This window comes from Novipirellula rosea (assembly GCF_039541335.1).
GTDB lineage: Bacteria > Planctomycetota > Planctomycetia > Pirellulales > Pirellulaceae > Novipirellula > Novipirellula rosea.
On record NZ_BAABGA010000017.1, the window covers coordinates 12,575 to 25,860 of the forward strand.

A 13,286-nucleotide genomic window follows, 5' to 3' on the forward strand; every position below is an offset into this window, starting at 1 on the left:
AATTGGACTAGGCAACCAGTCGAAGGTCTTCTTGCATGACGCGATCACGCACGCCATCAATGAATTCTTCGAAGATGCGGATGTCAAGCGCCGATGCGGCACCACACTCAGGATGGAACTGAGTGCCCAAGGCAAACCAATCCATCATTTCGCTTTCGATCGCTTCGATCACGCCGTCGGGGCAACGAGCGGTGACACGGAAACCAGGAGCGACTTCGTCAATCGCCATGTGGTGACGGCTGCTAACACGGATTTCACCATCGCCATAGACGCGGCCGACCAACGAGTCGCTTTCGACGTTCAACGTGTGGCGATGGTTGGGGTCGTGAGGGTCATGGTGAGGCACTGCGTTAGGCAGATCCTCTTTGATGTTCAAGAACAGGTTTCCGCCCTGGTGAACATTCAACAATTGCATTCCAGTGCCAATTCCGAGCACAGGGACGCGTCGTTCGGCCAGCTCAGCAATGATCAAACGGTCGCTGGTTTCGCGAACGGGATCCAACGGGCGAACCGAAGGATGCAACATAAAGCCATCGTTGCGTGGATCCAAGTCGGCTCCGCCGATCATGATAAAGCCATGCAAATTTTCAATCGCGGTGTGAATCGATTCCGCGTCATCCATAGGCGGCAAAACAACTGGAATCCCTCCCGCTGCGATCACCGATTGAAAGTATCCTGCTGCAATGTAACTGTATGCGGGTACGTTACGAGCGGCAGCACGAAAGTCGGCATTCATGCCGATCAAGGGCTTACACGTCATCCGAAAGTTCCTCTTCGAAGATCGCGAGTGATAAAAAACGCGTTGCAAAAATCATTTCGCAACATGTGGCGACAGAAAACAATTCAGAGAAGATTTTTTGAATTCGAAAAGGAATGCTTGCGATGTCAGTGAGTGCCATCTTGGCTTTCATCCCATCGTGACGTTTGGACAAGTCCTACTAACATGTTCCCCAAGAGGAGCGATGTTGTTCGGCGATCCCATCGTTGTTTTCCGCCGGAAGTGACACACGCCGTGTCACTTCTGGTGCGGCGAAACTTTATGCGGGTATGCGAACAATGCAAACCCTTTTTCCTAGCTAGGCAGAATTAGCCGTCGCTAGCACTACATGCGGTGCTAGCAAATGCCGCATTTGCTAGCAACCGGCGGATTTCCGCACCGATTTGAGATCCTGGTCAGCCGCGGTTTTGTTCGTTATAAATGCACCAACACCAATGCAGCCAACGACTTAGGACTTGAGCGTGAGATTTAGCAACGTTTCCCTTGATGCGATCGGTACCGAACTTCCCCAAGAGATTTGGACGAGCGACGACCTCGAACGGAAACTCGAGCCGCTCTATAGCCGCTTGAAACTTCCCGAAGGACGCTTGGCGTTGATGAGCGGGATTAACGAGCGGCGTGTCTGGCAGCCCGGAACGATGCCCAGCGAGCCGAGTGTTCGCAGTGCTCGCCGCGCGATGGAGGCGTCAGGTATCGCCCCCGAGCGGATCGGTTGCCTGATTCACGCCAGCGTGTGCCGTGACTTTCTAGAGCCCGCCACCGCGTCGCGGGTTCACCATGAATTGGGGCTGCCATCGAGTTGTTGGGTCTATGACGTTTCGAACGCCTGTCTAGGCGTGATGAATGGTGCCGTACAAATTGCCGCGTTGATCGAAGCGGGGGTCATCGAAGCCGGCATCGTGGTGGGAACCGAAAACAGTCGCCCGTTGTTGGAACAGACCATTGCTCAATTGAATGCCGATCACACGCTGACTCGGCAAAGCGTGAAGCCCGCGTTTGCTTCGCTGACGATCGGTTCGGGCAGTTGCGCATGGTTATTGACGCATCGTGATCTCGCCCGATCTGATGCCGCCAATGGCGATCGGCAGCCGACGCTGCTGGACACCGCGATCGCAGAGGCGCGTACCGAGTTCCATGACCTGTGTCGCAGCGACCAGGACTCGGCCGGCGCGGGGATGACGCCGCTGATGGATACCGACTCGGAACGTTTGATGGCCGAAGGGATTGCCACCGGCGCTGCGGCGTTTGACCGTTTGTTAGAAGCATCGACATGGACGCGATCGACTATTACGCGAACGGTATGTCATCAAGTCGGTTCGCGACATCGAGTGGCGATGTTGGAAGCGATGGGACTTTCCCAGGACAACGACAGCATCACGTTTCCGTTCTTGGGCAACACGGGGTCGGTTGCTCTGCCGTTGACACTTGCCGCGGCTGCCAAGCGAGGTGATCTTTCCAGCGGAGACCAAGTCGCGATGTTGGGGATCGGCTCGGGGATCAACAGCGTGATGATTGCTGCAAAATGGGGCGATACGAAGGTCAGCGGCAACATTGATGCGATTCTGTAGGTTAACGTGGTGCCGATCGCACACGCCGACGTATGCGTGTTTGCACTAGTACCCTCGTTAGAACGGGACACCCCATCGTGAGCGACGAAGTACTGGCGTTTTTGTCATTGCTGCCGATCATTGCCGTGGCTGTTTTCTTAGTCATGCTGCGCTGGCCGGCCAGTCGTGCGATGCCGCTGGCGTACATCGTTGCTTGCGGATTGTCGCTGTGGGTTTGGCAGGTGGATGCGTGGCAAGTCGCAGCGGCGAGCGTGAAAGGACTGATCGTTGCGGCGGAGTTGTTGTATATCATCTTCGGCGCGATTTTATTGCTAAACACGCTGCGTCAAAGCGGGGCGCTACGAACGATCCGAAAGTCGTTTCAGGACATCTCACCCGACCGCCGCATCCAAGTCATCATCATTGCATGGTTGTTTGGATCGTTTATCGAAGGAGCCGCCGGTTTCGGGACGCCCGCAGCCGTCGCGGTGCCACTGTTGGTCGGTCTCGGCTTTCCCGCGATGGCGGCAGTCGTCTCGGGCGTGGTGATTCAAAGCACTCCGGTCTCCTTTGGCGCCGTTGGCACGCCGATCCTGATTGGCGTTAGCAGCGGTTTAGCGGGGGAAGGGACGATCGATGGATTTGCGCAAAGCCATGGATTTGCTGACGGAGGGACGCTGCTATCGTTGATCGGTTTGCGAGTGGCGATGCTGCATGCGATCGCTGGGGCGTTGATCCCGCTGTGGTTGGTGGGGTTGATGACGCGATTCTTCGGCGAAAATCGCTCCTTTAAAGAAGGCTTGGCAGTTTGGCGTTTCGCTCTTTTTGCCGCGTTTGCGATGACGATTCCGTATGTCTTGGTTGCTTGGTTGTTGGGTCCCGAGTTCCCGTCGCTCTTAGGAGGGCTGTGCGGTTTGGCAATCGTGGTCCCCGCCGCGAAGGCTGGGTTCTTGATGCCCAAAGCGGACGCGATTTGGGATTTCCCCGCTGCGGACAAGTGGCCGGACGATTGGCTGGGACTTCCGCTGGCCAATCCGCCGGAGGACGCCAGTGCTCGCGACGACGCGAGACCGATGGGATTGATCGCGGCATGGTCGCCGTACGTGATCGTCGCCTTGCTGCTGGTGCTGACCCGGCTTGACTCGTTGCCGGGACTGGAGGGATCACCGGCACAGTGGGTCAAGTCGTTTGCGGTGCCCGTGAGCGAAATCTTTGGCACTTCGATCTCCGAAATCATCCGTCCCGTCTATCTGCCAGGCACCGTGTTTGTGATCGCGTCGCTCATCGCCGTGTTGTTCCAGCGAGTGCCGATGCGGTCCTGCGCTGCGGCCTGCGGCGATTCGTTTCGCACCATTCTGCGAGCCTCGGTGGCCTTGGTCTTTACCGTGCCGATGGTCCAGGTATTTATCAACAGCACCCACGGGGCGGCCGGGTACGAGTCGATGCCCATCACATTGGCCGAAGGAGTCAAGAACACGGTCGGCGACGCATGGCCGGTATTTGCGACTTTCATCGGTGGTTTCGGGGCATCGATCGCCGGCAGCAATACGATCAGCAACATGATGTTCTCATCGTTCCAATTCAATGTGGGCGAGAAGCTCGGTGTCGATCCGGTTTGGATCGTGGTGTTACAAGCTGTTGGCGGCGCGGCCGGTAATACGATCTGTGTCCACAACGTCGTGGCGGCGTCGGCTGTGGTCGGGTTGGTGGGCAAAGAGGGCGTGATCATCCGCAAAACGTTGTGGGTGTTCACCTACTACGCATTGCTGCTAGGGACCATTGGCTATGGGATCGTGTGGTGGGGGCGGTAAGGAACCCAGCGGCGTCTGGCCGCTGGATCAAGCACTGAAATCGATGTGCGGCGGTGGTTCCTCGGGATGGGTTGGCGGTGTTACATCGAGATCGGTGGCCTCCTGTTCCGCGGCGGCTTCGTCGGGCTGCGTTTCTTGTTCGTCGTGCTCTTTGGCTCGTTCGAAGGTGTCGTACATTTGCCGACCGTCTCCGCCGCGATCATGCGTTTGTTCGCTCGAGTCGATCGCACTCGCCTCGGCGGTTTTGCCACCTGGGTTCTCGGCGGTCGCTTGCCGCTTGGTGGCTTCGGCGGCTTGCGAGTCGGCCTCGCCTCCGCGGGCGGCGGCTCGAGCGGTGCCTGCGACAGACGCCGCGGCGGAGCTAGGATTGACTTGCATGATCACTAACCTCACTGATTTCGAGACGAAGGAGGTTCGAAAAAGGGATCGCGCTAACGAAACCAGTTTCCAAATCCGCGTGGTGACGATTCGGCCGCTTCGGGGGCGACGTCAGCAGGGTTATTTATACCAGGATTGGCGTTGGTGATCGTCGGAATAAATCGTTCGAGCGTCTCGCCAACCCCTTCGAAGGCACGCCGTTCAATCGTCGGAGCGTGAATCGGCCCCTTCACGTCAATTGTCCAGAGCGTGTACTTTTCGCCTCGCAAGGGGCGAATGATTTGCGTAAACGCGTTCTGCGGGCTGACCCGAGTATTAAATGAGAGGTCCAGTTCGCGACGTCCATCGAGCGACCCACTGCCTTCCAGTGCAACCCAGTCGCCCCACATTTTCAGTTCGTTGAAGTTCAGCGTGTCGCCAAAAACGCTGAACTGAACCGTGCCATCGGTGAACGCTACATCTTCGGTCGGCTTGATCCGCAGTTGGTTCAGGACCTGCACGATCAGCGGCAATTGATACAGGTTTGCTTTGGTGACTTGGGCGGTACCAGTGCCTTTGAGGAATTCGAGTGTTCCCAAGCTGCCTTCGAGTGACGCGTTTCCTGAGAACTCGCCACTAATTTCATTATCGATATGGCCAAAGTCGGCAAGAATCGTCGGCACTTGAGCATCGCGCACGGCGATGTCGACATCAAAACTGCCGGAGGAAAGTTCCAAGTCGCCACGCAATTCGATAACGCCATCAAACACTCGGCCGGTGATCGACCGTGTCGCGGGGGTCGGCGACGGCGCCATGTTGGATCCGGCCAAATGAGACGAGGCAAGGTTGCTGCGAACGCCTAATTTCAACACATCGTCGACCACGGTAAAGGGCCCTTGGATCGACGTGATTTGCAGATCATCGACATGCATCGAGTCGATATGCACATCGCCCGCCGCACGAATACCTTGCTGGTCACGGCTCCCGACGACCGAAATTTCACCTCGCAGCGAGTGTACCGGGCCGACATCCGCGATCCGGTTCCCCTCGAGTTGCAAGGCGATGTCCCAGTGAATCAGTGGTTCGATGTGATCGGCGTCGGGCAACGTGATTTTCGTCTGCCCTCGCAGGCTGACAGGGCCTCGCAATTGCAATCGCCGCATCGCTTCCCGCATTTCATTAGGCAACGCGGAAATCAATTCGGCATCGGGGTTCAGCCGGCTGCCGCCTTTCATGTTCAGCGTTAAATCCCAACGCCCCGTGGGTCCTTGGACACAAAATCCGTCGGCGGCCAACCGTGTTGCGCCATGTTGTCCATTAAGCGAGTCGATGTAGACCTTGGATCCATCGTAGCGGACCGTGCCGCTGCTGATGTCGATGCGATAGGGAAGCGAACACGGTCGCAGACTGAGCGTGCGGTTGTTGATCTGGTTGGCGTAGATTTGCCGAGCGGTCAAATCGATCTGCAGCGGCCCAGCATGCTCTTGTTGCGTCACCCAAACATCGGCTTCGTCTAAAACGCCGCCCGGCGCGAGCGAGTCCCAGGTGTGTTGGGCTGATTCGGGAAGCGAGGATCGCAACGCATCGTCCATCGGGATGTTGGTCGTTTGGAACACCAATGCAAGCTGAGGCGGCACTTCGATCCCGCTGCCTGAATCGGAGATACGAAACAGGTTCGGGTCGGGCGACGGTTTGGGAATTCGGTAGGTCCCTTCGCAGCGAACCACCCCCGAATTGGCGCTCAACCCTCGGAAATCGGTGATCCGCACGACATCTTCGTTGACCTCGATGCGGCCATCAACGTTGTACAACGGGTAGGCAAATTTTTCGTAACGCAAATGACCATCGATGATCCGCAAATCCAATTGGCGGGTATTCCGTCCGCTCGCGTCGGTGCCAAACATCGCACTGGCCAAATGCACGGCTCCGCGAGGTCGCAGCGAGCGAACAAACGACTCGAGCGCCGATTGGGGCGCGCCGCGATGCGACAGCGATTTGATTAACGTGCTATCGATGGCAATGGGGCCATCCGCAGCCATCACAAACGTCTTCTCGTTGGTGATCCCCGGACGAATGGGCAAACGAAATGCACACTGCATACGGTGGCTGTCGATGCGACCGTTCAGCGAATCGCTCGAGGCAATGCCATCGCGGACTTCGATCCGGCCGACCAATTGGTGTACGGGATAGGGGAATTTTTCATAGCGAATGTCGACCCCTTTGCAGACCACCTCGGCATCCGCGTCCCAGATTCCGGTGCGGCAAGTCACGTCGGCTTTGACATCGATACGGCCGCGGGGCTGCAAGTGATCCCAACCGCGACGTGACGTGTCGGGCAGCACCGAGGCAAATTGGTCATCCAGAAGCAGCCCATTGGTCGCGACCTTCAAATCGGCGTCCAGCGGCCAGCGATCGCCGCGTAGTTCGCCATGGACACGGACGACCGCTTCTCCGAGAGAGGCCTGGGAAGCTTCGATCTGGATCAATTGCGGTTCCGCAACAAACACCCCTCGCAGCTGAGTGATCGGTTTGGGCAGCTTGGCGTGAGTGAATTGGCCTTCGTGGATCGTCGAGCGGACACGGTACTTCAAGTCGCGACCGGGTGCATGGAAAACCGAGCACGAGAGGTCACATACACATTGCAGCCCACGCACATCGACCAATGGCTTTTGCAGCGTCGCGGGTAAGCGGTTGAACAGTTCACGGTCAATCTTGACGCCACGCACCGAACAGCGGACGTCGCTCGCGGCGTTGACGCTATCCCATTGGACGTGAAACGCGTCCGCCAAATCGCTCGAACCGGTGGCGGTCACGGTGCGGTCAACGCCGCCATCGAGCCGCTCGGTATTGACTAGACTTAGCTTGGCAATCTCGGTGCTGACCGGCCGCTGGCTCGCCGATGGATCATACCAATGGATTGTTCCCCGCAGCAGATCGATGCGAGGAGCCTCGGGACCGAGTTTCGGTAGCGGCATTAGATCCATCAGCGACGGCGTGCCGTCGTCACTCAATGTGACGTTGGCATGAAAGCCGTTGATCGCAATTCGATTCGTCGTCAGCGGGACTTCTTTGTCCAGCAACTTTTCGGGATGAACGTTGGCAACGACGACCAGTTGTTCAATGCGAACGAGCTCGCGAAGCGGAGCGGCAATCGCCGCAGGATTCGTGATCACGATGTTTTCAAAAATGATCCCCACCGAACTCTCGAAACGGCCCCGCCCAATCGAGACATCATACCCAACGTAGTGATCTCGCAACTTCTTTAGTAAATGACGCCGAGCTTGTTCCCCAAGCGTATCGGGGGCCAGCATCGGGACAACCGTAATGAGCGCAGCTGAGATCAGCGCAGCCCACACCCATCGCGCTAATGCACGCGACGTTTTCGGTTTCGGATCGGATTTGGACCCAGCCAATCGCAAACAGCCTATTCACAAACCAAGGGCATCCATGTCCCCTGATGCCGGGGGGCCGTAAAAGACCGCTCAGCACGAGGTTAATCTGTCGCGATACTAGCCCGAGGCTCAGCCGCCAAGCCACCCCAAAAACGACCAGAACTGGTAGATCCACGGCGATTGCCAAGGAGTTTGCAGGGCGGTCGACATCGAAAACACACTGAGTGCTAGCATCGCGTGGAAGATGCCTCGCTTCTGTGCCTTTCCTGCATACTCATCAAGAACAGGTGCTAGCATTAGCAGCCACATCGGCGTGAACCATAACACCCAGCGAAAACAGCAACTAACGCCCCCGTAATTACGGTCAATCAGCGGTCGGGCGAGATAGAACAGCAAGCAAACGACGCTAGCAATTAAGACAGCTAGCGTAAACCGACGATAGTCGTGAGGCCCGAACGAGAGTCCTTTGATCAATCCAATCGGGACGAGCAAGAAGATGGGAGTGAGCGAAAAAATTCCGTGATGACCGATCGTCATATTTAAAAAATAGACGATTCGAGAGGGTTCACCCAAGTCGACGCCCCTCCGTCGACCATCTTGCCAGTAGCTATTGGGGTACTCGTACCAATCGTCCCAAAAATGCAACGCCCAGTTTCCGCTCGCGGTTCGGGTCAACGAAAAGAGTTGGTCATCGTCGCTGCGAACACTCCAACGCCCTTTTTCATCGGACGGTTTGACAGTGATTTCCTGCGACGGTTGGATCAAATTGCGTTGCACGATTTCATGATGAATCTGCTCGCTGGGAATCGAATCGAGCGACGCTTCGATCTCGGCAATCAAATCGCCGTTGCCGCGATGCGCATAGGGCGGTCGCAAACTGCCATGAGCGGCGTAGTTGGTCCCAAAAAATCCTGCGGCCACAATGATCAATCCTGCCGCAAACGGCAGCAGCGATCTCGTGTCGACCCAAGCAAATAGCACGAACCACAGCACCATCATCGACAGTGCCGGCAATTCGTTGGCCGCGGTGAACGCGGCTGCCAATCCAGCCAACAGATACAACCCCAACGGCATCACGGTGGAGGTGCCAGTAACCGAGTCATCGAGTTTCTCACAAGCCAACAAGTAGATCCACATCGTTAGCGCGGTGAAGGCGGCGGCGACCAGATGATTGTTCAGCGTCATCGAAAAGGGCAACAGCATCGTGCCGAAAACGATCGCCAACGCGAGCGATTGCCGAGCCCACGAATTTCCACATACACGTTCAATCGAACCGATCGTGCAAAAGTAAAAGATCGCCAGCAGCGGCAGATTCACCAGCGCCAACACAATCCGTGTCGCATAGATCGGATGCTCGGTCATCGAGAGCCCGAGCAAGCTATTGACGAAAAAATAGACGCCTGCCACCAAGGTTGGAAACAATGGCGGTTTGCTGCTGTAGTAATGCAATTTGCCGTCATCGCCACGATGACGCACCTTGTCGATCGTGTTCCACGGGGTGCGGTTCTTGCCGCCTCGGATGGTGATTTGGCGATCGATCTCGTACGTGCGATCTTCGACCAGCGCGGCGACGGTACACCAGCGACTGCGATCATTGGCACTCAAGAAGGCGGTGTCTCCCTCGCGGCTGGTCACGGTTGCGATTCGGCCTGCCGCGATCCCCAGCCCGATCAAAATCAACAAGAGGTAGGCGGTGCGTCGTTTCTTACGTTCTTGCGTGTCTTTGTGCATCGAGGTCGATCGTGGAGTGAATGATGGGAATGTGGGGTGGCGTTGTCGTCTTTGCAAAAATCAAAGTCGGCAATGGCAACGTGACATTTTAGCTTTGCGTGTTTTGGTCACCGATTCGTTTGGCAACACTAAATGGCGTCTGTGTGTCGCGAGAAAGTGAAACGATCAACTCTGCCAGTAGGCCTGCAAGCAGAAACTGGGCTCCGAGTAGGACCGCAACGATGCAGTAATAAAAGATCGCTGTTTCGTGCAGATGAATATCGCGAATCGATGCACTCGCGCGGCTGATCACCCACCATGCGGACAAGCCAACGATGCCCAGGCCACCGAAGCTAAAGAACAGCATTCCCGCGGTGCCAATCAGATGCAGCGGTCGCCGCGAGTATCCGGTCAGAAAGTAGATCGTCATCAGGTCGAGAAATCCCTTGATCAGCCGCGACACGCCATATTTCGAGCGACCGAACTTGCGAGCATGATGCTCAACTTCGATCTCGCCGACCCGCCAACCTTTGGCCGCTGACAACACAGGTACAAAGCGATGCAACTCGCCGTACAGTTTGACTTCGTCAAAGATCTCGCGGCGGTACGCTTTGAATCCGCAATTGTGATCGTGCAAATGAACCCCCGTCATCCGGCTGACCAACCAATTGAACACTCGGCTGGGCAGCACTTTGTGCCAAGGGTCGTGCCGTACCCGTTTCCAGCCGCTGACGACATCCTTTTGCATGTCGAGTTGTTCGAGAAAACGTGGGATCTCTTTGGGATCGTCCTGTAAGTCGGCGTCCATCGTGATCACGATTTCGTTCTTCGCCACTTCGAAACCTGCCGACAAAGCAGCGGCCTTGCCAAAATTGCGGCGAAGTTTGATCGCACAAACGGAGGGATCTGCCGCTGCAATCGCTTCGATCACCTGCCATGAATCATCGTTTGAACCATCGTCGACAAAAATGATCTGACGCTCGATTTGTTCCGCCTGGCAAACCGCCGCGATGGCGGTATGCAGTGCGTTTAACGATTCGCTTTCGTCTAAAACCGGAATGACAAAGGAGACGCTGTGGACAGGCAACGGAGTTCTCGATATCGGGATCACAAAGTAAACGTTTCCTGCCAAGCGGAGGGGGTAGGCTGCATGGGTGCAGGAAACAAAACGCCACTGTACCGGTTAGTTGGGGGGCTATCCATGGGACTTTGGGATTCCAGAAACCGGGGACGTCTCTTTTTTCGAGTGGACCTCGGCTGGCATGCGAGCATTTGACGGCCTCATTTTCGTTCATTTTGGCTCCGTTTCGAGCAAGCAGTTGTTGCGTTGGTCCGTATTCTTTTCCGCAGTAATATCGCTAGATCGGGGAGAATCGCAGAGCGAGTCTGCGGGAGATCACTGCGGTACGCGACCGGCACAGCAAATGCATTCTTGCAAGGGTGCGATTACGGTCGCCAGCCGTTTCGATTCTTCTCGCCACGGCTGTATTCACTCTCAAATTGAATATGGGAAATGAGGCGATGGCTAATAAAAACAAACGAGTTGAGAATGCGCGAACCGAAGAGGAACGCGAAGAACTGCGAAACGAAGATCCCATCACGGGCGAAGCGGGATCACATCCGGTGGGTACTGGTGTCGGAGCCGCGCTCGGGGGCGCTGCGACCGGTGCTGCCGCTGGCGCCGTTGCCGGTCCCATCGGCACGGTCGCAGGCGCCGTGATCGGAGGGATTGCGGGCGGTTTGGCAGGCAAGGCGGTCGCTGAAAATATCGATCCCACCGTCGAGGTGGCCTATTGGCGAGACGAGCATCAAAACCGCGAGTATTACAATGACTCCTACAGCTACGACGACTACGCTCCGGCGTATCAAGCCGGCTGGGAATCGTTCGATCCGGACGTCAACGAAGACTGGGCCGATCGCGAGCGAATTGCGCGTCAGCGTTGGGAGGAAGAAGGGGGCGCCCCCTTGATGCCTTGGGACGACGCCCGACCCGCGGCCGAGGATGCCTACACTCGCGTCCGAAACCGCACGGTCAATAAGCCTCGCTAATAATAAGCCCCGTTAATTCGCGAGGACGCAAGTCACTGGCGCCGTGGATCTTACACGGCGGCAGTGACTCAATCGGAATTCAGATTGCAATTGTGAGCCGTGGGCTGTAAGGCACCGGGTCATGCAAACGCCCCGGCCGCTTACTGTCGCGGCTCACAAATGCGTCGGTCGGTGCTTTGACGTCCCCGGCACAGCTTGAGATGCTGAATGCTTTATTTGCTCCTGCTGGCAAGATCCAAAAACACGACGCACGATGGGTTGCCAACCGGAACGTAGTGGTCGGTAAAGACCAAACCGCCGCTGGGGCGGTCGACGCGGAACACCGCAATGTGGTCAGCGCGTTGATTGCAACAATAAAGAAAATTGCCAGCCGGATCGAACTGAAAACTTCGCGGGTAATTGCCTCGCGTCCACTCTTCGCCCACATAACTCAGTTCGCCATCGTCGCCGACCGAGAAGATCCCGATGCTGTCGTGCAATCGGTTGCCTGCGTAAACAAACTTGCCATCGGCAGAAACCAAAATTTCAGAGCAAAAATTGCTGCCAGTAAACTCCGGTGGCAACGTTGAAATGGTTTGCCGTGCGGTCAACCGGCCCGTTTGCTTGTCGTAATCGAACAACACAATCGTCGATCCTTCTTCTTGGATCGAATAGAACCAACGACCGTTGGGGTGGAAATGGAAGTGTCGTGGACCGTCCCCCGCGGGCAAAGCGATCGCCGCAGGATCGTTAGGCGTAAGCACACCTTTTTTCGCATCAAACTTCCAGACAAAAATCTTGTCTAATCCCAAGTCCGCATGTAAGACAAAACGCCCCGAGGCATCGGCTTGGATCATATGGGCATGAGTGCGGTCATGGCCGCTGATGGCAAAACTGCCCTGCGGGGCATGCGTGGCCGTGGTCGGCCCAATTTCGCCCTCGTCGACTTTAACGTCGCTGGCGTCACCCAATGTTCCATCGTCCAAGATCGGCAGCACGGCGATGGAACCGCCAAAATAGTTGGCGACCAACACGTGTCGACCGGTCGGATCGATACTGACGTACGTCGGTCCGGCGCCGCCTGAGCGGACCGTATTGAGCATGGTCAATTGACCACTGGGGCGATCGATCGCAAAGGCACTGACGGAGCCTTGTTTGTCCGCGCCAACTCGATCGGTCTCGTTAGCCGAGTACAGCCGACTTCCATCGGCGCTGATTACTAGACTGCTGGGACTCGTGCCCATTCGGTAAGTCCCGACGGGCGTCATCGCTCCGCTGGCACGGTTGATCTGGAAAATATGAATACCTCGGCCATTGCCTGGTGGCAGATCGACTTGCGTAGGTAACACGTCACGAAGCGGCGAACTGAATGTGCCGACGTAGGCGAATAGCGGTTTCTCCGCGTCTGCGGACTGGGCCTGCAGCGAGCGGGCAAACAGCGGCGAGGCTAGAAAAATAACGGCAAGGATTCGCAGCAAGAATCCAGAAGGGTGGTTTCGTGTCGTCATGGCAAATTCGAGGTGGGTAATCGAGGTGGGTAATTTCTCGTCCGCGGACGAGCAGACTGCTGATTCCGTCAGCCGTTTTGACGTTAGCCACGGTTTCGTCACCCTTTAAGATGTCGTACTAAATCAGCTGTCTCACAAGGGGTGGGGTGTCGCGA

The 13,286-nt window shown here is 56.6% G+C and carries 10 protein-coding genes; 4 read left to right on the top strand and 6 right to left on the bottom strand.

Annotation, left to right across the window (positions count from 1 at the left end; genetic code table 11):
- Positions 1–7: 7 nt before the first annotated feature.
- A complete protein-coding gene (locus ABD971_RS05795; RefSeq protein ID WP_339946828.1) occupies positions 8–760 on the bottom strand; it encodes a gamma-glutamyl-gamma-aminobutyrate hydrolase family protein in 753 nt (250 codons plus the stop codon).
- 361 nt (positions 761–1,121) lie between these two features.
- Between ABD971_RS05795 and ABD971_RS05800 the strand changes: the two genes are divergently transcribed.
- From ABD971_RS05800 to ABD971_RS05810, 3 genes are all read left to right on the top strand, one after another.
- Positions 1,122–1,250 (top strand): hypothetical protein, encoded by a 129-nt coding sequence (locus tag ABD971_RS05800; RefSeq protein WP_345320296.1) that lies wholly within the window; start codon positions 1,122–1,124, stop codon positions 1,248–1,250.
- The gene (locus tag ABD971_RS05805) at positions 1,240–2,346 is read left to right on the top strand and encodes a 3-oxoacyl-ACP synthase III (protein ID WP_345320298.1); all 1,107 of its coding nucleotides are present in this window, start codon (positions 1,240–1,242) and stop codon (positions 2,344–2,346) included. The genes ABD971_RS05800 and ABD971_RS05805 overlap by 11 nt, the downstream gene beginning before the upstream one ends.
- Before the next feature lie 77 nt (positions 2,347–2,423).
- On the top strand, positions 2,424–4,136 hold the full coding sequence (locus tag ABD971_RS05810; RefSeq protein WP_345320300.1) for an L-lactate permease: 1,713 nt from the start codon (positions 2,424–2,426) through the stop codon (positions 4,134–4,136).
- 27 nt (positions 4,137–4,163) lie between these two features.
- Here ABD971_RS05810 and ABD971_RS05815 read toward each other — a convergent pair whose 3' ends face one another.
- From ABD971_RS05815 to ABD971_RS05830, 4 genes are all read right to left on the bottom strand, one after another.
- Positions 4,164–4,514, bottom strand: a complete 351-nt coding sequence (locus tag ABD971_RS05815) for a hypothetical protein (RefSeq protein ID WP_345320302.1) — start codon at positions 4,512–4,514, stop codon at positions 4,164–4,166.
- A 53-nt stretch (positions 4,515–4,567) separates the two neighbouring features.
- On the bottom strand, positions 4,568–7,804 hold the full coding sequence (locus ABD971_RS05820; RefSeq protein ID WP_345320304.1) for an AsmA-like C-terminal region-containing protein: 3,237 nt from the start codon (positions 7,802–7,804) through the stop codon (positions 4,568–4,570).
- 210 nt (positions 7,805–8,014) lie between these two features.
- Positions 8,015–9,616 (bottom strand): hypothetical protein, encoded by a 1,602-nt coding sequence (locus ABD971_RS05825; RefSeq protein WP_339946833.1) that lies wholly within the window; start codon positions 9,614–9,616, stop codon positions 8,015–8,017.
- Between the two features lie 88 nt (positions 9,617–9,704).
- Positions 9,705–10,682, bottom strand: a complete 978-nt coding sequence (locus ABD971_RS05830) for a glycosyltransferase family 2 protein (protein ID WP_345320306.1) — start codon at positions 10,680–10,682, stop codon at positions 9,705–9,707.
- Positions 10,683–11,116: 434 nt separating this feature from the next.
- On the opposite strand from ABD971_RS05830, the gene ABD971_RS05835 reads away from it, so the two are divergent.
- The gene (locus tag ABD971_RS05835) at positions 11,117–11,644 is read left to right on the top strand and encodes a hypothetical protein (RefSeq protein ID WP_345320308.1); all 528 of its coding nucleotides are present in this window, start codon (positions 11,117–11,119) and stop codon (positions 11,642–11,644) included.
- Between the two features lie 212 nt (positions 11,645–11,856).
- Here ABD971_RS05835 and ABD971_RS05840 read toward each other — a convergent pair whose 3' ends face one another.
- Positions 11,857–13,131 (bottom strand): lactonase family protein, encoded by a 1,275-nt coding sequence (locus ABD971_RS05840; protein ID WP_345320310.1) that lies wholly within the window; start codon positions 13,129–13,131, stop codon positions 11,857–11,859.
- Positions 13,132–13,286 lie beyond the last annotated feature (155 nt).

Coding starts and splice junctions, on each gene's coding strand:
- ABD971_RS05795 (WP_339946828.1), bottom strand. CDS start 760: ATGACGTGTAAGCCCTTGATCGGCATGAATGCCGACTTTCGTGCTGCC.
- ABD971_RS05800 (WP_345320296.1), top strand. CDS start 1,122: ATGCCGCATTTGCTAGCAACCGGCGGATTTCCGCACCGATTTGAGATC.
- ABD971_RS05815 (WP_345320302.1), bottom strand. CDS start 4,514: ATGCAAGTCAATCCTAGCTCCGCCGCGGCGTCTGTCGCAGGCACCGCT.
- ABD971_RS05820 (WP_345320304.1), bottom strand. CDS start 7,804: ATGCTGGCCCCCGATACGCTTGGGGAACAAGCTCGGCGTCATTTACTA.
- ABD971_RS05825 (WP_339946833.1), bottom strand. CDS start 9,616: ATGCACAAAGACACGCAAGAACGTAAGAAACGACGCACCGCCTACCTC.
- ABD971_RS05835 (WP_345320308.1), top strand. CDS start 11,117: ATGGCTAATAAAAACAAACGAGTTGAGAATGCGCGAACCGAAGAGGAA.
- ABD971_RS05840 (WP_345320310.1), bottom strand. CDS start 13,131: ATGACGACACGAAACCACCCTTCTGGATTCTTGCTGCGAATCCTTGCC.